This is a genomic window from Specibacter cremeus (assembly GCF_003946885.1).
Taxonomy (GTDB): Bacteria; Actinomycetota; Actinomycetes; order Actinomycetales; family Micrococcaceae; genus Specibacter; species Specibacter cremeus.
The window spans coordinates 118,450-138,006 of record NZ_RWKQ01000001.1 but is presented as its reverse complement, the minus strand read 5'-3'; the positions used below and the strand labels follow the sequence as shown (position 1 = coordinate 138,006).

At 68.4% G+C, this 19,557-nt stretch carries 15 protein-coding genes; 12 read left to right on the top strand and 3 right to left on the bottom strand.

The features are described from left to right. Positions 1–163 precede the first annotated feature (163 nt). Positions 164–412: a WhiB family transcriptional regulator gene (locus tag EJC77_RS00595; protein WP_125609624.1), complete on the bottom strand. Its 249-nt coding sequence runs from the start codon at positions 410–412 to the stop codon at positions 164–166. Between the two features lie 244 nt (positions 413–656). Between EJC77_RS00595 and EJC77_RS00590 the strand changes: the two genes are divergently transcribed. After that, positions 657–1,136 carry a hypothetical protein gene (locus EJC77_RS00590; protein ID WP_240629604.1) on the top strand — a complete coding sequence of 160 codons (480 nt, stop codon included), beginning with the start codon at positions 657–659 and terminating at the stop codon, positions 1,134–1,136. A 16-nt stretch (positions 1,137–1,152) separates the two neighbouring features. Here EJC77_RS00590 and EJC77_RS00585 read toward each other — a convergent pair whose 3' ends face one another. Next, positions 1,153–5,043 (bottom strand): FHA domain-containing protein, encoded by a 3,891-nt coding sequence (locus EJC77_RS00585; protein WP_125609623.1) that lies wholly within the window; start codon positions 5,041–5,043, stop codon positions 1,153–1,155. A 204-nt stretch (positions 5,044–5,247) separates the two neighbouring features. Between EJC77_RS00585 and glf the strand changes: the two genes are divergently transcribed. The 10 genes from glf to EJC77_RS00535 all read left to right on the top strand — a co-directional run bounded on the left by glf (position 5,248) and on the right by EJC77_RS00535 (position 17,656). After that, the gene (gene glf, locus EJC77_RS00580; protein WP_276309038.1) at positions 5,248–6,474 is read left to right on the top strand and encodes a UDP-galactopyranose mutase; all 1,227 of its coding nucleotides are present in this window, start codon (positions 5,248–5,250) and stop codon (positions 6,472–6,474) included. Beyond that, positions 6,471–8,507, top strand: a complete 2,037-nt coding sequence (locus EJC77_RS00575; RefSeq protein ID WP_125609621.1) for a glycosyltransferase — start codon at positions 6,471–6,473, stop codon at positions 8,505–8,507. Before glf ends, EJC77_RS00575 begins: the two co-directional genes overlap by 4 nt. 8 nt (positions 8,508–8,515) lie before the next feature. Then, the gene (locus tag EJC77_RS00570) at positions 8,516–9,397 is read left to right on the top strand and encodes an ABC transporter permease (protein WP_125609620.1); all 882 of its coding nucleotides are present in this window, start codon (positions 8,516–8,518) and stop codon (positions 9,395–9,397) included. A 1-nt stretch (position 9,398) separates the two neighbouring features. Then, positions 9,399–10,130, top strand: a complete 732-nt coding sequence (locus tag EJC77_RS00565; protein WP_125609619.1) for an ABC transporter ATP-binding protein — start codon at positions 9,399–9,401, stop codon at positions 10,128–10,130. After that, on the top strand, positions 10,127–12,217 hold the full coding sequence (locus tag EJC77_RS00560; RefSeq protein WP_125609618.1) for an acyltransferase family protein: 2,091 nt from the start codon (positions 10,127–10,129) through the stop codon (positions 12,215–12,217). Before EJC77_RS00565 ends, EJC77_RS00560 begins: the two co-directional genes overlap by 4 nt. A 134-nt stretch (positions 12,218–12,351) precedes the next feature. Then, positions 12,352–13,698 (top strand): nucleotide sugar dehydrogenase, encoded by a 1,347-nt coding sequence (locus EJC77_RS00555; RefSeq protein WP_125609617.1) that lies wholly within the window; start codon positions 12,352–12,354, stop codon positions 13,696–13,698. Between the two features lie 114 nt (positions 13,699–13,812). Continuing rightward, positions 13,813–14,409, top strand: a complete 597-nt coding sequence (locus EJC77_RS00550; RefSeq protein WP_125609616.1) for an acyltransferase — start codon at positions 13,813–13,815, stop codon at positions 14,407–14,409. Next, on the top strand, positions 14,406–15,497 hold the full coding sequence (locus tag EJC77_RS00545; RefSeq protein WP_125609615.1) for a DegT/DnrJ/EryC1/StrS family aminotransferase: 1,092 nt from the start codon (positions 14,406–14,408) through the stop codon (positions 15,495–15,497). The genes EJC77_RS00550 and EJC77_RS00545 overlap by 4 nt, the downstream gene beginning before the upstream one ends. A 3-nt stretch (positions 15,498–15,500) precedes the next feature. Further along, complete coding sequence (locus EJC77_RS00540; RefSeq protein WP_125609614.1) at positions 15,501–16,493, top strand: Gfo/Idh/MocA family protein; 993 nt, start codon at positions 15,501–15,503, stop codon at positions 16,491–16,493. Further along, positions 16,493–17,656, top strand: a complete 1,164-nt coding sequence (locus tag EJC77_RS00535; RefSeq protein ID WP_125609613.1) for a glycosyltransferase family 4 protein — start codon at positions 16,493–16,495, stop codon at positions 17,654–17,656. The genes EJC77_RS00540 and EJC77_RS00535 overlap by 1 nt, the downstream gene beginning before the upstream one ends. 62 nt (positions 17,657–17,718) lie before the next feature. Here the strand turns inward: EJC77_RS00535 and wecB are convergent, their stop codons facing one another. Then, a complete protein-coding gene (gene wecB / locus EJC77_RS00530) occupies positions 17,719–18,783 on the bottom strand; it encodes a non-hydrolyzing UDP-N-acetylglucosamine 2-epimerase (RefSeq protein WP_125609612.1) in 1,065 nt (354 codons plus the stop codon). Between the two features lie 99 nt (positions 18,784–18,882). On the opposite strand from wecB, the gene EJC77_RS00525 reads away from it, so the two are divergent. Continuing rightward, positions 18,883–19,551, top strand: coding sequence for a glycosyltransferase family 2 protein (locus EJC77_RS00525; RefSeq protein WP_240629596.1), 669 nt, complete (start codon positions 18,883–18,885; stop codon positions 19,549–19,551). Positions 19,552–19,557: the final 6 nt, after the last annotated feature.

The following is a 19,557-nucleotide window of genomic DNA, read 5'->3' as shown; positions in this document are numbered from 1 at the left end:
CCTGGAGCCCGCGCCCGGGCGGGGGAACCGTCGTCGAACTTGTCATGCCGCTCACGCGCGGACGGCACTGACCCCTCCCTTAAGCAACTGGTGGGCAGTTGTTGTCGAAAACCCGCGGATTTTCGACNAACAACTGCCCACCAGTTGGGTGGAAGGGCGGGTGCTAGCTTGCGCGGCGGGCCCGGGCGGCGCGGCGCTTCATGGCGCGCCGCTCATCCTCGCTCAGCCCGCCCCACACGCCGGCGTCCTGGCCGGATTCGATGGCCCACTGCAGGCAGGTGTCAATGACCTGGCAGCGGCGGCATACGCTCTTGGCCTCCTCAATCTGCAACAGGGCCGGTCCTGTGTTCCCGACGGGGAAGAACAGCTCCGGGTCCTTGTCGAGGCAGGCCGCGCGACTACGCCAGTCCATGCTGATCAATCACTCCTCATTGTGGTGGATGAAGCCAGTTTGTGAAACTTTTCACGTTTAGGCCCAAAAGATAAGGGGCCGCTCGCGGGCCCCTCAGGTCACTGAATTAAGCGTGTCATGTTAACTCTGTGTAAACAAGGGGTCGATGCCTGAAACTTGGGCCCTGGCCATGAGCGATGTGTCACACCGCCGGACGGGTCCGTGGCTGTTTCCCGACTATGTCCGGTAGGGTGCCAGTGTGTCAATGCCCCCACAGGAACCCGCCGCCGATCCGTCGTCGAACGGGTCCGGCGACGTGCCCGAGCATTCGTCCGCCGACGCGCCCGCGCCCCGGCGGCCGGTCGGCGTGAGCGTGGCCGCCGCGGTCGTCGCCCTGGAGGCGCTCGCCCTGGCCGGCGTCGCCGTCTGGTACATCGTCGGGCTGCTGACCCAGACGCCCTTGTCGATGGGCGGGGCCATTTTCATGGTCGTCCTGCTGGCCGCCCTGGCCGCCGGGCTCGCCGCCGTCTCCCTCAACCTGTTCCGCGGGTACCGGTGGACCCGGTCCGCCGCGTTCGTGTGGCAGTTGCTCATGCTCTCCATCGCGGTGCCGACCCTGTTCGGCGGGCAGCCACTGCTGGGCATCCTGTTCCTGGTGCCGCCGCTCGTCGTGGCCGTGCTGCTGTTCACGCCCCGCGTCGTGGCTTACACGCTACGCACCGGCGGCGACCACCCGGTGCTCTAGCCCCGCACTCCCTCTCCTACGGCGGCGCCGGGGCCTGGAACCACTCGAGGGCGCCATGGTCGACCAGCACGCACCGTCCGGGCGGTTCCGGCTCGCCCACGTCCAGCCGCACCCCGAACAGATCCGCGTCCTGGGGACGGCGCGGGCGCACCACCACCCCGCAATCCGGCGCCTGTGCCCCCAGCGCCGCCAGGAGCCGCACACCCGGCGGTAGTGGGTTTGTCACGGCGGCCACGATCATGGCACCCCGGTCCAGCCACGCCCGAACGCCGTCCACGCCGGCCGGGTCGAGCCGATCCAGGTCGTCGACCAGGACGACGGCGGCCGATTCGTCGACCGATGCCATGACCCGCGCATCCACACCCCGCCAGTCGGGAACCAGGCGGGCCTCCGCGTTCAGCGCGGCGGTCGAACGCAGGAACGCGGACCGGCCCGACCCCGGCGACCCGACAACCAGCAGCACGCTGCCCGGCCTGATGGGCGTCGTGACGGGGTCCAGGCCGTCCCCGCCGAGGCCCAGCAACAGCCGGCCGGCACTGCGGCCGTCGGCCGGCCACCTGTCGGCCGGCCACCCGCCGGCCGTCGCCGCCGCTGTTGTCATTGTCTCGGCGACGCTGAGGCGGTCCCGCAGGGCGCGGACGACGACGGGCGGTCGGGCACGCCCGGCGGGCACGGCGGACCCGGATCCCGGCGGTGGGTCCGTCCAGGTGCCGAGCTGGACGACGGCGGGCGTGTCACCGTCGCGGCACAGGGGACCCACGGCGGCGGCCCGGCCCCGGAGCGGGGCAAACCCGGGCAGCCGGGGCCAGGCAACCCGCGACTCGGTGCTGGCACCGCGGGGAAAGTAGAGCCGGTTCGGGATGGCGGCCATGCAGGTCGCCCCCGCCAGCTCGCGCTCGCCGCCCACGGCCATCACCACGTTCCGGTCGCCGCGACGCATCAGGTCGGCCAGCGCCTCCTCGGCCCACGGCCACGGACTGTTCCGGAACGCCGCCATCCACCGCCCCCAGCCGCTGACGACGAGCAGCAGGGGCCACGGCCCGGGGTCCACCTCGGGCAACCGCCGCAGCAGCCGGACGGCGGCGCGCAGCGACCCCGGCGCCAGGTGGCTGGCCACGCCCGGAGCGCCCGCATGCCGGGCCAGGCTGCCGTCACCGTCCAGGACATAGGCGAACGGCAGCCCCGCCGGCGCCCCGGCGGATCCCCGCAATGCCGCGGCGGTGACCTGTCCTACGACCATGTCCAGGGTCTCCGGGGCGCCGCTGCCGGCCGGCCCGATGCAGGCCAGGTGGGAATCGTCGGCGGGCCGCCACAGGAGCGGGACGACGGCTTGGTGTTGCGGGTCGTCCAGCAGGCCGAGCACCAGGGCGCCCTCCAGGTCGGGCCCCACGGTTTCGGCCAGGGGGAGCGCCACGGCCGCGGGCAGGGCGTCCGCGATCACGGGGACCGGCACCGCCGGGGGCGGTCCGGCCCGATCGCCCCGCCACGTGTCCCAGACGCCCCACAGGAAGGCGGCGACGGCGCCCACGTCGCCGGCCGGGGCGGCCGGAGAATCCGGTGCGTCGTGGCGCTCGCCGTGGTCCACGGGAAGCGGCGCGGGCACGGCCCCCGCAGGCGTTCCCAGGACGGTGACCGTGCACGAGGCCCCGTCGGCCGGGAGCGTCAGCGTGGCGCCCTGGAACTCCTCCGGCGACTCCCCGGCCCGGGCCAGGAAGGCCCGCCCCGGCGTGGACACCCCGATCGCGGCGGCGGCCGACGTGCCGATGACGTCCTGGGAATCGACGGCCGATTGCACCCGCAGGCACACCGATGAGGTGACATTGGCCCGGATGTCCGCGCCGATGGCGCCCTGCGGCCGCTGTGTCGCCATGACCAGGTGCAGCCCCAGCGACCGGCCCACCGCCGCGCAGCGCATGAGTTCGGCCATGGCGTCCGGGTACTGGTCCACGAGCGCCCGGAACTCGTCGATGACGATGAACAGGTGCGCGATGGACGGGCGTCCGGCGCCGGCCGGGCCGCCGGCCAGGTACTCGTCCAGGTCGGCGGCGTCGGCGCGGCCGAGCAGGCTCTCGCGCGTGCGGATCTCCGCCCGCAGCGACGCCAGCGTCCGGGCCATCCCGTGATCGTCCAGATCCGTTACAAGCGCCGTGCCATGCGGGAACTGGCGCAACGGACCGAGGCCGGCCCCGCCCTTGAAGTCCAGGAACACGAACTGCACGTCCGCCGGTGAATGGGCCAGCGCCAGCGCGCCGACCAGGGTGCGCAGGAATTCGGACTTGCCCGAGCCCGTCGTCCCGCCGACGAGCAGGTGCGGTCCGTCACGGCGAAAGTCGAACATGACGGGCGCGTCCGTGCCGTTGCCCAGGCGGACGGGGGACAGGGACCGGCCGCGGGCGGCGGACCACGCGGCGCCCACCGCCGCGGCGCTCGCCTGTCCGGGGAGGGTGGCCCCGGCCAGCGGAGTGAAATCCCCGCCCGTGGTGCGGGCGGCCGGGGCGACGATGCGTGCATACCTGTCCAGGACCGTGTCCGGCACCCCGTCGGGCTTGAACCCGAGGCCGTCGAGGGTGCCCGTGCGGTCCGTGTTGAGGACGACGACGGCGGCGCCCGGGGTGCGGACGCCGGGATTGAACCGGATGATGGGGCCGCGGTTGGCGGTGCCCCCGGTCACGCACAGTTCATGGACGGCGGTGTCCGGGTCGGCAACCGCCACCGTGCAGGTGGGCAGGAACCGGGCGGCCCACGGCACGCAGCGGGCCGGGGCGCGAAGGACGAACGGGAGTCCCCACGCGTCCAGCTGCATCATGATGAAGTTCCGCAGCGGTTCGGCCGCCCCGGGCGGCCCCAGGATGTCCGCACCCCCCGGGGCCACCTCCAGCATGACCGGGACATGGTCCAGCGGCGGGGCCGTGAACGATGGGTCCGCCGGTTCGACGGTGACGTTGGCGGGCCGGGTGCCGAGCCCCAGCCGCACGGATGCCGCGCCCACGTGTGCAACGGGCCGGGGCGGGGTGGGTCGTGCGGGCAGGTCCGTGGCCGCGGCTCGCAGGCATAGGTCGGCAGCGCCGGGGGCGGCCCGGATCCGCCGTTCGGCGTCGTACCGCGCGGCCGCCCGGACGTCGGCCCTGAAGCGGCGCCGGCGCCCACCCGCCAGCGGCACCACCGCGGCCAGCAGCGACATGGCGCCGAATGCCAGGAACATCCACGACCCCGTCAACCACGCCAACACGCCGCCCATGGCGAGCGGTACGCCCGCCATGGCCACCGTCCCCCACCGGCCGCGCGGGCCGCCGTGGCCGCGATGGACGACGACGGGCCCGGGCTTGGCGGCCGGCGCACCGGTCCCGGGGGAGGGCTCGACACCGCCGGCAAGGCGCAGCGACAGCGTGGAATCGCCGCAGCGGAAGGTATCGCCGACATGGCAGGTGCGGGGGCGGCCACCGGGCGGCACGGACAGGTGCACGGAGTGCTCGCCCACCACGAATGTGCCGTGGTGGCGCGACAGGGCCGGATCGGCGATCGAGACGTCGACGCGGCCACGGCCGACCCGGTATTCGCCGCGCCGCAGCGCAAACAGGAAGCCGGACGCGGGCCCCGAGATGACGGCCAGCAGCAGGGGCGCCCCGGCACCCGTTGGCGGCGGCGGACCCGGCCGGCGGCCGGCGCGGCCAACGGGGCGCCGGCCGGCCACGAGCACGGCGCCGGCGCACAGGGGCGGGACGCCGCATGTGAGATCCGCCACTGCGCGGCCTGCGGCCGAGAACTCGACACCCGGCCAGCGGGCCGCCAGCGCCGCCGCCACGACGGTCCCCGGGCACGGGTGGGCGGACGTCGCGGACACGGTGATCTCGACCGCCTCAAACCCCGGTGCGCCGGGTCCCGGCACCAGCGTCACATCCAGCTGCATAGCCCCTCATCCCACGGGTAGTGGAGTCGAGCGTAGGTGCGCCGGCAGCGCGCGCCAAGACCGTCGTCGTGCGCTGTGCAATGCGTCGGCGGGCCGGCCGGCTGTGCAGGACGAGGGTGGGACAGGGTGCCGCGAGTCATAGGGGCCGCGCGGAAGGAGCAGATAACAGTCGGGTAACCTAAGACCGTAGAGTTGGGACTTCGTGTGCCCGCGCAACAGTGCCCTTCCAAAAATACAGGAGAGTTTGTGAACGCTGACCTCGTCGTCGTCGGCTCGGGTTTCTTCGGCCTGACCATTGCAGAGCGTGCCGCCACCGAGCTGGGTTTGAAGGTCGCCGTCCTGGACCGCCGCCACCACATCGGCGGCAACGCCTACAGTGAGAATGAGGCGCAGACCGGGATCGAGGTACACCGCTACGGCGCGCACCTGTTCCACACCTCGAACGAGCGCGTGTGGGAGTACGTGAACCGCTTCACGAGCTTCACGAACTACCAGCACAAGGTGTACACGTCCCACCAGGGCGAGGTGTACCCGATGCCCATCAACCTGGGCACCATCAACCAGTTCTTCCGCGCGTCCATGGGCCCGGCCGAGGCGCGCGCGCTCATTCAGGAACAGGCCGGCGAACTGGCCGGCACGGACCCGGCGAACCTGAACGACAAGGGCATCTCGCTGATCGGCCGGCCCCTGTACGAGGCATTCATCAAGCACTACACCGGCAAGCAGTGGCAGACGGATCCGAAGGACCTGCCCGCGTCGATCATCTCCCGGCTGCCCGTGCGCTACACGTACGACAACCGCTACTTCAACGACACGCACGAGGGCCTTCCGGCGGACGGTTACACGGCGTGGATCGAGCGGATGGCGGACCACCCGAACATCGAGGTCATCCTGAACACGGACTTCTTCGACGACGGCGAGTTTGGCCGCAATTCCGTGCTGGGCCAGGTCCCGGTCATCTACACCGGCCCCGTGGACAGGTACTTCGACTACGCTGAGGGCGACCTGTCGTGGCGCACCATCGACCTCGAGGAGGAGGTCCTGCCGGTCGGGGATTTCCAGGGCTGCTCGGTGATGAACTACCCCGACGAGGCCGTGCCGTACACGCGCATCCACGAATTCCGCCACTTCCACCCGGAACGCGACTACACGACCGAGGCGACCGTCATCATGCGCGAATTCTCCCGGTTCGCCAACAAGGGCGACGAACCGTACTACCCGGTCAACACGGCCGACGACCGGGCGAAACTGCTGGCGTATCGCGACCTGGCCAAGGGCGAGAAGTCGGTGCTGTTCGGTGGGCGCCTGGGCACCTACAAGTACCTGGACATGCACATGGCCATCGGGTCGGCCCTGAGCATGTTCGACAATCTGATCCAGCCGCACTTCACCGGCGGGGCAAAGCTGGAAAGCGGAGGAGTGGACGCATGAGCGTGGCAATGAAGACCGAAACAGGGCCGGCCGTGGCGGACGCGCGCACGTGGCGCACGCTGCAGCGGGTGATCCTGCCGGCGCAAAGCCAGATGGACACGGCTCCCCTGTACCTGGACACCGGCAGCGCGACGGGCGTCCAACTGCCCACGGCCGTCGATGAGGGCCGGGCCGAGAGGCCCAGGCCCAAGACGGTCAGCGGCCCGCTGAAGGAGGTGCACGTCGAAGACTTCCTGTCCCGGTTCTCCACGTCCGTCCGCAGCGGTGACCGGGTGTCGTTTGGCACCTATTTCAACGCGTTCCCGGCCAGCTATTGGCGGCGCTGGACCACCGTCGATGCCATCCGGCTGTCCGTGCGCACCACCGGGCCGGGTGCCGTGATCGTGTACAAATCCAATGCGCGTGGCGCCCTGCAGCGTGTTGACTCCGCCCGTGTCGACGGCACCGTGACGAGCACGTTCGAGCTGTCGCTGAAGCCGTTCGGCGACGGCGGCTGGTACTGGTTCGACCTGGTGGCCGGTTCGGAGGAGTTAGTCCTTGAGGAGGCGCAGTGGCAGGCCGAGGGCGCGGCGCGGAACCCCGGCTCGGTGACGCTGGAGATCACGACGCTGAACAAGACCGAGTTCTGCATCAACAACCTGCGCCTGCTCGCCGAGAATCCCGACGCGCTTGAGCACGTCCGTGAGCTCATCCTGGTGGACCAGGGCACGGAGAAGGTGGCCGATGCGGACGGATTCGACGAGGTGGCCGCGTTGCTGGCCGGCAAGCTCCGCGTGATCAACCAGGACAACCTGGGCGGTTCCGGCGGCTTCGCCCGGGGGATGTACGAGGCCACGCGCAACGGCAGTGACTACGCGCTGCTGATGGACGATGACGTCGTCGTCGAGCCGGAGAGCATCATCCGCCTGCTGACGTTCGCGGACCTGTGCAAGAAGCCGACCATCGTCGGCGGGCACATGTTCGACCTGTACAACCGCACCGTGTTGCACACGTTCGGCGAGATCGTGAACCCGTACCGGTTCCAGCCAGACCTGCCCAACGAGAACTCTACGCTGGGGCACGACTTCCTCGCCGCCAACCTGCGCCAGACCGGGTGGCTGCACCGGCGCTGCGACGTCGACTACAACGGGTGGTGGATGTGCCTCATCCCCACCGTGGTCATCCGCGAGATCGGCCTCTCGCTGCCGGTGTTCATCAAGTGGGACGACGCCGAATACGGGCTGCGGGCCAAGGCGGCCGGGTACCCAACGGTATCCCTGCCCGGTGCGGCCGTGTGGCACGTGTCGTGGATCGACAAGGACGACCTGGTCGGCTGGCAGGCCTACTTCCACGCAAGAAACCGACTCATCGCGGCCCTGGTGCACAGCCCGTACTCGTATGGCGGGAAGGTCGTGCGCGAGTCGGCATACTTCGACGTGAAGCACCTGATCTCCATGCAGTACGCCACGGCGCGTGGGCGCAACATGGCGTTGAAGGACCTGTTGGCCGGACCAGACCAGCTCCACGACCTGCTGCCCGCCAAGCTGCCGGCGATCCGTTCCATGATGGCCGAATACCCGGACTCCCAGGTCAACTCGGATCCGGACTTCTTCCCGGCGCCGCGCATGGACAAGCCACCGCGGCACGGCCACGGCGTCAGCCGTCCGTCATACGCGACCCTGATCCCGTGGGCCGCGAAGACGGTCGTGAACCAGTTGACCAAACCCGTGGCGGCGTCCTCGCGGCAGCGTCCCCAGGCGAACATCGCCCACCAGGACAACAAATGGTGGCGGCTGTCCCAGTACGATTCCGCCGTCGTGTCCAACGCCGAGGGCACCGGCGCGTCCTGGTACCAGCGCGATCCGAGGCAGCTGCGGCTCATGCTGGCCGAGAGCGCGCGCCTGCACGCGGCCCTGCTGCGCGACTGGCACAAGCTCAGCGCCCAGTACAAGGACGCGCTCGGACGGATCACCTCGTTCGAGGCGTGGGAGCAGACGTTCGCGGCGCACAGCGAGCAGGGCGACGGGGCCGAGGCCGGAAAACAGACCCGGTGAGCACGTCGATGAGCCAAACCACCGATGACGGGCTGGTCCGTCCGGGTGTGGGCGGCGGGCTGGCCGACGTCGTGCGGGCCCGCTTCCTGCTGAAGCTGCTGGTCCGCAAGGAGCTGAAGGTCAGGTACCGCGGTTCCGTGCTGGGCCTGCTGTGGTCTTACGTGAAGCCCGGCGTGCAGTTCATCGTGTTCTACATCGCCCTGGGCGTGTTCCTGGGCCTGGAGAAGAGCCCGCGCAACGAGAACGGCCTGCCGAACTACGCGATCTACCTGTTCTCCGGCATCGTGCTCATCAACTTCTTCACCGAGGCGCTGGGCAACGCGTCCCGGTCCATCGTGGGCAACGGCGGACTGATCAAGAAGATCTACCTGCCGCGGCAGCTGTTCCCGGTGGCCTCCGTGTGGGTGTCGGCCGTGCACTTCTTCCCGCAACTGGTCATCCTCGTGGCCGCCTGCCTGTTCGCCGGCTGGCATCCGTCGGTGTTCCAGCTCGGCGCGGCCGTGCTCGGGTTTGTCATCGTGGCGTTGTTGTCCACTGGGCTCGGACTGCTGTTCGGCGCCGCCAACGTCTACTTCCGCGATTCCGAGAACTTCGTCGACATGCTGCTCATGGTGGCCACGTGGGCGTCGCCCGTCATGTACTCGTGGACCATGGTGCAGGACAAGCTCGGGCCGGTCTGGTTCACCCTCTACCAGGTGAACCCCATCACGGTGGCCGTGGAGACGTTCCACTGGGCCTTCTGGCTTCCGACGACGGACGGCAGCACCCCCGTCCCGCCGCACCTGCTGTCGATCTGGCTGCCCGTGGGCCTGGTCGTCTCCGCCCTGGTCCTGTTGTGGGGCCAGCTGACCTTCCGCCGGCTCGAGGGCCGGTTCGCCCAGGAGCTCTGAGATGACCACAGCCATTGAAGTACGCGGCATCAACAAGCAGTTCGTGCTCCGGCACACACGCTCCATCAAGGAGGCGTTCGTGTGGCTGATGAAGGGCCGCAAGGGCGACCTGTCGGCGAAGTTCCATGCCTTGCGGGACGTGGACCTCACCGTGGCCCAGGGCGAGACGGTCGCCCTGCTGGGCTTCAACGGCTCTGGCAAGTCGACGCTGCTCAAGCATATCTCCGGTGTCATGATCCCGGACTCCGGCACGGTGCGCACGCGCGGGCGCGTCGCCGGGCTGATCGAGGTCGGCGCCGGCTTCCACCACGACCTGTCCGGCCGGGACAACGTGTACCTCAACGGCGCCATCCTGGGCATGACCGAGGCGCAGATCAAGGAACGTTTCGACTCGATCGTGGAGTTCGCCGAGATCGGCGAGTTCATCGACACGGAGGTGAAGTTCTACTCCTCCGGCATGTACCTGCGCCTGGCGTTCTCCGTCGCCGTGCACACCGATCCCGAGGTGTTCCTGGTGGACGAGATCCTGGCCGTGGGCGATGAACCGTTCCAGAAGAAGTGCATCGCCAAGATCCAGGAGCTGGCCGCCGAGGGCAAGACGCTCGTCGTCGTCAGCCACGACCTGGACCTCGTCGCGCGCATCTGCGACCGCGGCGTGCTGCTGGACCACGGCAATGTCATGTTCGACGGCCCGATCGACGAGGCCGTGGCGAGGATGCGCGGACAACGATGATGGCGCCTGCTGTAACGAGGCACGCCAAACAACGGCAGGACATCCAAGGACTTCGAACCCTTGCTGTGGGTCTTGTCATCGCCTACCATCTCTATCCCGGCTTGCTGCCGGGCGGGTTCGTGGGAGTGGACGTCTTCTTCGTCATTTCCGGATTCCTCATCGTCGGCTCACTGGTCCGCGAGGCCTCCCGGATGGATCGCATCTCCCTCGCGGCCTTCTATGCGCGACGTATGCGGCGGTTGTTGCCCGCGGCGACAGCAGTGCTGCTCGCCACTATGGGCGCCACGTTGCTGCTCCTCCCACAAGGCCGCTGGCAGGACGTCGCCCGGGACGTTGTCGCTTCGGCCCTGCAGGTCCAGAACTGGAATCAAGCATTCGGCAGTGTCAGCTACGAGGCCGCTGGAGAGTTGATTTCGCCCGTCCAACACTACTGGTCTTTGGCGGTCGAAGAACAGTTCTATCTGGTTGTCCCGTTTTTGTTGATGGCCGCGACTCTGGCGGCGCGCAAGCTTCAGCGCAGCGTTGGTCGGGCGGCCATGGTGCTGCTGGCGATGGTGATCGTCGCGTCTCTGGTTCACTCCGTGGTGTTCTCCGCAGACCACCACGACGTCGCCTACTTCGCCACGACAACCCGCATGTGGGAATTGGGGCTCGGCGGCGTCGCCGCGCTGGTGCTGCCATCGCTGCGCCCGGGCCTGCTGATGCGTTTGGTGTGCGGCTGGTCCGGGTTGGTCCTGGTGGTCGTGGCGGCGATGTTCTTTACGACGTCGATGGCTTTCCCGGGCTTCATTGCCGCCGTCCCGGTCCTTGGGTCCATCCTGATCCTGGCGGCGGGCACTCAGTCTTCGTTGGGCACCCACGGGATTGGACAGAGTGCTTGGGCGCTGACATCCGTCCTGTCGTGGCGCCCGTTCGTCTATCTCGGCGACATCTCCTATTCGCTGTACCTGTGGCATTGGCCGGTGATCGTGTTCTACGTGATCATCGTGGGACATGGCGTGGGGATCACCGGGGGAGCCGGCATCCTCGTCCTGAGCCTGCTCTTGGCGTCAGCGTCGTACCACCTGATCGAGCAGCCATTTAGAACGAGGAGGCGGGTGCCCCGGACCGGTGCCCGGCACTACCGCCCGTCAAGCGGGCACCGCGCGGCCTTTGTATTCGCCGCGGCGTTGGTCGCCACCAATCTTGCCGCTGCCGCGGTCCCCTGGATGATCGTCGAGGGGAAGACGGAGCAACTCAATGCGGCCAATACGTCGACGGACTACCCGGGGGCGCTGGCATTCGCCGTGACCCGGCCGGCAACCGTCCCGGCGGGCAAGCCCATCCTGCCCGACCCCGCAGTGGCCACCAAGGATGTCCCACTGACCACCAAGGACAGCTGTGCCGTCTACGAGCCTGCCGAACAGAAGCGGTCGTGCTATTACGGCGACTTGAATGGCGGGGAGGCCATGGTGCTTGTCGGGGACTCCCACGCGGCCCAATACGTGGATCCGTTGTCAGCCATCGCGTACGAGCGTGGCTGGAAACTGAAGGCCATGGTTCGCAATGGATGCCCCTGGTCCGCTATTCCGCCGAGTTCCGCCGATGGTCCATTCAATAGTTGTTCCAACCAGAACAAGACAGAACTTCAGACCATTTTGGACATGAGGCCGCGCCTCGTGGTGATTTCCGGAATGACGCCTGAAGGATACCAAAAGGCACTCAAGTGGCACTGGACCAAGGATGCACCATTGGAAGATGGGTATGTCTCGCTGCTGAAGCCCCTGCGCGAGGCCGGCATCAAGGTTAACGTCATTCTCGATATGCCCTACCCGCAGGTGTCCATTCCGGATTGCGTGCAGAAACACGGTGGTGATGCGCCCGGCTGCCAGACGAAGCTCGATCCTCGAAGCGTTCAGACTGATCCGCTCAAGGTGGCAGCCGGACGCGTCCCCGGGACCGGTGTGGTGGACCTTCACGACTATCTCTGCCGAGATGGGATCTGCCCGGCAGTTGTCGGAAACGTGCTGGTCTACCGGGACAATCACCTCACGGCAACGTTCGCCCGGACACTCACCGGTCCACTGAAGCAACGTCTGGCCCTTTAAGATGGCCCTGCCGTGCCACCCGGTCTGGCTTGGCCAAGTCCGGCGCCGGGAGCCGATATTCTAGAACCACGCCGAGCAGTGCGCGCCCGTCGCGCCGCCGGCCAAGCAACCGCGAGAGAAAAGACTACGTACACGTGAAGATCGCCGTTATCGCATTGGGCAAGATCGGCCTGCCGTTGGCCGTCCAGTTCGCCTCCAAGGGCCATGAGGTCGTGGGCGTGGACGTCAACCAGGCCGTGGTGGATCTGGTCAACGCCGGGATCGAACCGTTCCCGGGCGAGGCGCACCTGCAGGAGTTGCTGGCCGAGCTGGTCCCGGCCGGCAAGCTGAGGGCGACGACGGACTACGCCGCGGCCGTGCCGGGCGCCGACGCCGTGGTGCTCGTGGTCCCGCTGTTCGTTGACAAGGACGCGAAACCCGATTTCGGCTGGATGGATGCGGCCACCGCGGAACTGGGTAGGCACCTGACCCCCGGCACCCTGGTCTCCTATGAGACGACCCTGCCGGTCGGCACGACGCGGACGCGGTGGAAGCCGGCGCTGGAGGCCGCCTCCGGCCTGGTGGAGGGCAGGGACTTCCACCTGGTGTTCTCCCCGGAGCGGGTGCTCACCGGGCGCGTGTTCGAGGATCTGCGCAAGTACCCGAAGCTGATCGGCGGCCTGTCGGAGGCGGGTGCCGCGCAGGCGACGGAGTTCTACGAGGCCGTGCTCGATTTCGATGCGCGGTTGGACCTCAAGCGACCCAATGGTGTGTGGGACTTGGGTTCGGCCGAGGCGTCGGAGCTGGCGAAGCTGGCCGAGACCACGTACCGGGACGTCAACATTGGCCTGGCCAACCAGTTCGCCCGGTTCGCCGGGCAGAACGGCATCGATATCTACCGGGTCATCGAGGCGTCGAACTCGCAGCCGTACAGCCACATCCACCAGCCCGGCATCGCCGTCGGCGGGCACTGCATCCCCGTTTACCCGCGCCTGTACCTGTGGAACGACCCCGAGGCGACGGTCGTGCGCGCGGCCCGGGCCGCCAACGCGGAGATGCCCGACTACACGATCGGCCTGCTGGAGGGCGCCCATGGCGACCTGGCCGGGGCACGCGTCGTCGTCCTCGGTGCCGCGTACCGCGGCGGGGTGAAGGAGACGGCGTTCTCCGGCGTCTTCGACGCCGTGGAGGCGATCGGCCGCCGCGGCGGCACCGCGCTGGTCCACGACCCGATGTACGACGACGACGAGCTCGCCACGTTGGGCTTCGCCGCCTATCATCTGGGCGAGCCGGTCGATGCCGCCGTGGTGCAGGCCGACCACGCCGAGTACCGCGCGCTGGGTCCGGCGGACCTGCCGGGCATCAGGACGTTCATCGACGGCCGGCGCGTCAGCGAAGCCGCCAAGTGGGACGGCGTCGCCTACCGCGTCATCGGCAAGGCGTCAGGCGATTTCGACACGCACAATCACCGGTGGTCGAGCCTGTCGAGGCCGAATTCGTGAGGCTCAATCACCGATGGTCGAGCCCCGTCGAGACCGAATTCGACACGCACAATCACTGGTGGTCGAGCCTGTCGAGGCCGAATTCGTGAATCACAGCATCCAGGAGAAGCACATATGAGCAGCATTGCACCCGGCGCCGACGTGTCCGAGGCGGCGGTCCTCGGCGAGGGCACGAAGATCTGGCACCTGGCACAGGTTCGCGAGGACGCCGTCCTGGGCGAGAACTGCATCGTGGGACGGGGCGCGTACATCGGCACCGGCGTCACGATCGGCGACAACACCAAGATCCAGAACTACGCGCTCGTGTACGAGCCCGCGAAGCTGGGCCATGGCGTGTTCATCGGCCCGGCCGTTGTGCTGACGAACGACACGTACCCGCGCGCGGTCAGCCCGGACGGGTCGTTGAAGAGCGCCCATGACTGGACGCCCGTCGGCGTGACGATCGAGGACGGGGCGTCCATCGGAGCCCGTGCGGTCTGCATCGCGCCGTTGACGATCGGCCGGTGGGCGACCGTGGCCGCCGGCGCCGTGGTCACGAAGGACGTCCCGGCGTTCGCGCTGATGGCCGGGGTGCCGGCCAAGCGCCTCGGCTGGGTGGGCAAGGCCGGCTTCCCGCTGACACAGGACGGCGGTTTCTGGGTGTGCCCGGAAACCGGCGCCAAGTATGTTGAAGATGGAAATTCCCTGAAAGAGGCAGAGGACAACGCATGAGCCAGGACTTCATTCCGGCAGCACGACCCATCATCGGTGACGAGGAGCGGGCCGCGGTCGACGCCGTCCTCGCCTCGGGCATGTTGGCGCAGGGCAGGCAGGTGGCCGACTTCGAGATGGAGTTTTCCCAGGTCCTGCTCGACGGGCGTTCCTCCGTCGCCGTCAACTCCGGCACCTCGGGCCTGCACCTGGGCCTGCTGGCCTCCGGCGTCGGCCCCGGCGATGAGGTCATCGTGCCGTCGTTCACGTTCGCCGCGACCGGCAACTCGGTCGCGTTGACGGGCGCCACACCGGTGTTCGCGGACATCGAGCTGGATCACTACACGCTCGACGCCGCGCACGTGGAGTCGTTGATCACGGACAAGACCAAGGGCATCATGCCCGTGCACCTGTACGGGCACCCGTTCGCGGCCGAGGCGTTCACGGCACTGGCGGCCAAGCACGGGCTGGACCTGTACGAGGACGCCGCCCAGGCGCACGGCGCGGCCGTGAACGGCCAGCAGGTGGGCACGTTCGGCAAGTTCGCCATGTTCAGCCTGTACCCGACGAAGAACATGACCTCCGGCGAGGGCGGCATGGTCTCCACGGCCGATCCGACGGTGGAGCGCAACCTGCGCCTGCTGCGCAACCAAGGCATGGAGAAGCAGTACGAGAACGAACTGGTCGGCTTCAACAACCGCATGACGGACCTGCACGCCGCGATCGGCCGGGTCCAGCTGACCAAGGTGCAGGGCTGGACGAAGCAGCGCCAGGACAACGCCGCGTTCCTGGACGCCCACCTCGAGGGTGTGGGCACGCCGAAGGTCGCCGCCGGCGCCGAGCACGTCTACCACCAGTACACCATCCGCGTCCCGGAGGACCGCGACGGCCTGCACGCGGCGCTCAAGGCCGAGTACAACATCGGCTCCGGTGTCTACTACCCGGTCCCGAACCACCGGCTGCCCTCGTTCAACCGCGCCGAGGACCTGCCGCACACGGAGACCGCCGCGCGGGAAGTGCTCTCGCTGCCGGTCCACCCGTCGCTGACGCGGGCGGACCTGGAACGCATCGTCACAGCCGTGAACACGCTCGCCAAGGCCGGTGCCTAGGACGTGGCGAACCTGCGCGTAGGACTCATCGGGCTGGGCATGATGGGCCGCCACCATGCCCGCGTCATCCGCGAGGTCGACGGCCTCGACCTCGTCGCGGTCGCGGACGCCTACGGCGACCCGCACGGCGTGGCCCGCGGGCTGCCCGTGCTGGGCAGCGTCGAGGAACTCATCGCCGCCGGCATCAACATGGCCGTCGCGGCCGTGCCGACCGGCATGCACGAGGAGGTCGGGCTGGCCCTGGCGGCCGCCGGCGTACACACGCTCGTGGAGAAGCCCATCGCGGCCAGCACGGCCGCCGGAGCGCGCCTGGTGGACGCGTTCGCGGCCAAGGGCCTGGTCGGCGCCGTCGGGCACATCGAGCGGTTCAACCCGGCCCTGCAGTCATTGCGCAAGCGCATCGCCAACGGCGAGCTCGGGGAGGTCTACCAGATCGCCACCCGCCGGCAGGGCCCGTTCCCGGCCCGCATCGCCGACGTCGGCGTCGTGAAGGACCTGGGCACTCACGACATCGACCTGACCGCGTGGCTGGCGCAGAGCCGGTTCGTCTCGATCACGGCGCAGACGACGACGCGCAGCGGCCGCCCGCACGAGGACATGGTCGCCGCCACCGGCAAGCTCGCCAACGGCATCATCACCAACCACCTGGTCAACTGGCTCTCGCCCATGAAGGAACGCCTCACCATCGTCACGGGCGAGAAGGGCGCGTTCGTGGCCGACACGGTCACCGCGGATCTGACGTTCTACGAAAACGGCACGGTGGCCACCGAGTGGGATTCCATCGGCGCGTTCCGGGGCGTTTCCGAGGGCAATGTCACCCGGTTGGCGATCGCGAAGCCAGAGCCGCTGCGCACCGAGCATGAGGCGTTCCGCGATGCCGTGCTCGGGCTGCGCCACGACGTCGTCACCATGGCCGAGGGCCAGGACACCCTGGTTGTCGCGGAGGCCGTCATCGAATCGTCGCGCACGGGTGAAAGCGTGAGGATCCCGGCCTAATGGCACGGTCATCGAGGATGAAGGTCGTCGTCGCCACCCGGCTCTACACGCCGGAGGTGGGGGCGGCGGCCTTCCGCTTGAAGGCCCTCGTCGACGGGCTGGTGGAACAGGGCGCCGACGTGGAGGTCGTGACCACCCGGCCGCCCGAGGGATCGGGGGTCTTCCGCCCGCCGTACCGGCTCAGCCGCTGGCCCGTGCTGCGGGACGCCGGCGGCAATGTGCGCGGCTACGTCCAATACCTGAGCTTTGACGTCCCGCTGTTCTTCCGGTTGCTGGCGCGCCGGGCCGACGTGATCGTCTCGGAGCCGCCGCCGACCACCGGCCTGGCCGTCGCGCTCACGTCCGCGCTGCGCCGGCGCCCGTACGTCTACTACGCGGCCGACATCTGGACAGACGCTTTGTCCGCCATGTCGGTCCCCAGCTTCGTGCCGAAAATACTGGGTGCCGTGGAAGGAACCGTCCTGCGTCGGGCAGCTGCAGTCGTCGCCGTCTCGGAACCCTTTGCCGCCAGGGTGGCCGAGTTCGGCGTTGCCGCGGAGCGGATCACCGTGGTGGGCAACGGCGTCGACACAGGTATTTTCACACCGTCCGGGCCGGCCGCGGAGTCGGAGCGTCCCTACTTCGTCTACACCGGCACCATGAGCGAATGGCAGGGCGCCGACGTGTTCATCGAGGCCCTGGCGCTGCTGCACGAAACGCATCCCCACGTCGACGTGAGATTCTTCGGACAGGGCACCGACGAGCCGCACCTACGCGAGGTTGCCGAGGCCATGGCGCCGGACCGGGTACACTTCGGCGGCGTGGTGCCGCCCGCGCAAGCCGCCGCCTGGATCCGGGGGGCCGTGGGAGCCCTGGTCAGCATCAAGCCGGGGCAGGGCTACGACTTCGCCAGACCAACCAAGGTCTATGCCGCTGCCGGTTGCGGCACGCCCGTGCTATATTCCGGGCAGGGTGAGGGTGCGGCCCTGGTTGACGCCGGAGCGCTGGGTATTGCTGCCGCGTACCGTCCAAGAGCTGTCGCCGATGCCATGGCGGACCTGCTTGCCGACGACACGCTGGGCGGCGCTCAGTCGCGGGAGTCTCGGGTTGCTTGGGTGAACGAGAATGGGTCACTGGCCGCGTCCGGCCGGATCGCCGCCTTGAAGGTGCTGGAGGCGCGCTAGGCCGCCGGTGGTCGAGCTTGTCGAGACCCAGGTGGTTTCGACAAGCTCAACCACCGAAGGTGCTACCCGCCGAACGCCTCGAGCAGGGCGTCGACCGTGCGCTGGGCGGCGTGGCCGTCGCCGTACGGCGTGGCGTCCGTAGGCGCGGGTGTGGGGCGCTGCACCGCAGTCGCCAGCTCGGACAGGTCACTATTGACCAAGACGTTCCAGCCCAATTCGACAGTCTCCACCCACTCTGTTTCTGCGCGGATGGTTGTGCACGGTACGCGAAGGAGGAATGCCTCCTTCTGCAGGCCGCCCGAATCCGTGACCATGCCGGCGCTGTTGGCAACGGCGTTGACGAGTTCCGGGTACGCCAGCGGCGCACTGGCCGTTAGCGAGCCGGCGTTCAGGTCGATGCCGTGCTTCTCGGCGAGCGCGCGCAGCCGGGGGTGGGCCAACAGCAGCACCGGCTTGTCGAGTGTCGCCAGCGCGTCGACGATGGCGCCCAGACGAGCTGGATCGTCCGTGTTGTCGGGTCGGTGGATGGTACACACGTAGTACTCGCCGGCGTTCAGGCCCTCTGGCAGGGGCAGGTGCTCCGCGGCCACCTTGTCCCGGACCGCGTACAGCACGTCCGTCATCACATCCCCAACCAGCACCGACTTGTCAGCCAGTCCTTCGACGGCGAGATGGTCCATGCCGACCTGGGAAGGGGAGAGCAGAAGGTCGGAGGCGTGGTCGGTCAGCACGCGGTTGTGTTCCTCCGGCATGCGCCGGTTGAACGAGCGCAGCCCGGCCTCGAGGTGGGCAACGGGAATGTGGATCTTGACCGCGGCCACGGCGGCGGCGAGCGTGGAGTTCGTATCGCCGTACACCAACACGACGTCGGGTGCCGCGTCCTCGAACACCTTCTCCAGGCCGGCCAACATGGCGCCTGTCTGCGCTCCGTGCTTGCCCGAACCGACGGCCAGGTTGTAGTCCGGCTCTGGGATGGCCAGATCGCGGAAGAACACGTCACTCATCAGTTCGTCGTAGTGCTGCCCGGTGTGGACGATCACATGCTCGGCGTGGCCTTCCATGGCTTTCGCAATGGGAGCCAGCTTTACAAACTGGGGGCGTGCCCCGACAACGCTGAGAATTCGCATTCTTTAACCTTATCGCGACCGTACTCCGGGCACGGTACCCGCCCGCTGCCGGACCCGGGTCCGACGCGGGTCGCAGTTGTACTATGGAATACTTGTGGGGTGAGTCGAACCTGGGTTGTCATTCCGATGTATAACGAAGCCACGGTTGTCGGCTCCGTCGTTTCGGGGCTTTTGCAAGACTTCCCCTACGTGGTGTGCGTGGATGACGGAAGCACCGACGGCTCCCAGCGAATTGCCCGCGAGGCGGGCGCCGTCGTCGTCCAACACCCCGTCAACCTGGGTCAAGGCGCCGGCCTTCAGACCGGCATTGAGTATGCGTTGCAGGACCCTGAACTTGATTGCATCGTCACGTTCGACGCCGATGGCCAGCACCAGGTTGAGGACGCATTGGGCATGGCGAAGCGTGTTCGCAGTGGGGAGGCAGACATCGTCCTCGGTTCTCGGTTCTTGGATGACCGGACGAAGGTTGCGCCTCTGAAGCGGCTCGTGCTGAAGACGGCGGCGATCCAATCGAGGCTTTCGACGGGGATGCCGCTGACCGACGCTCACAATGGTCTACGGGCGTTCAATCGGAACGTCGCCGAAAGGATTCACCTGAAACAGAACCGGATGGCGCACGCGTCTGAACTCGTGGGCCAGGTTGCCCGCATGAAGGTCGCCTGGGTTGAACACCCAGTCGACATCGTCTACACCGACTATTCGCGGTCCAAGGGCCAGTCCCTGCTGAACGCCGTCAACATCCTCGTGGACCTGTTCCTAGGCCGCTGATCGTCG

Coding starts and splice junctions, on each gene's coding strand:
- EJC77_RS00535 (WP_125609613.1), top strand. CDS start 16,493: ATGGCACGGTCATCGAGGATGAAGGTCGTCGTCGCCACCCGGCTCTAC.
- EJC77_RS00585 (WP_125609623.1), bottom strand. CDS start 5,043: ATGCAGCTGGATGTGACGCTGGTGCCGGGACCCGGCGCACCGGGGTTT.
- EJC77_RS00570 (WP_125609620.1), top strand. CDS start 8,516: ATGAGCCAAACCACCGATGACGGGCTGGTCCGTCCGGGTGTGGGCGGC.
- EJC77_RS00590 (WP_240629604.1), top strand. CDS start 657: ATGCCCCCACAGGAACCCGCCGCCGATCCGTCGTCGAACGGGTCCGGC.
- wecB (WP_125609612.1), bottom strand. CDS start 18,783: ATGCGAATTCTCAGCGTTGTCGGGGCACGCCCCCAGTTTGTAAAGCTG.
- EJC77_RS00595 (WP_125609624.1), bottom strand. CDS start 412: ATGGACTGGCGTAGTCGCGCGGCCTGCCTCGACAAGGACCCGGAGCTG.
- EJC77_RS00565 (WP_125609619.1), top strand. CDS start 9,399: ATGACCACAGCCATTGAAGTACGCGGCATCAACAAGCAGTTCGTGCTC.
- EJC77_RS00560 (WP_125609618.1), top strand. CDS start 10,127: ATGATGGCGCCTGCTGTAACGAGGCACGCCAAACAACGGCAGGACATC.
- EJC77_RS00575 (WP_125609621.1), top strand. CDS start 6,471: ATGAGCGTGGCAATGAAGACCGAAACAGGGCCGGCCGTGGCGGACGCG.
- EJC77_RS00545 (WP_125609615.1), top strand. CDS start 14,406: ATGAGCCAGGACTTCATTCCGGCAGCACGACCCATCATCGGTGACGAG.
- EJC77_RS00550 (WP_125609616.1), top strand. CDS start 13,813: ATGAGCAGCATTGCACCCGGCGCCGACGTGTCCGAGGCGGCGGTCCTC.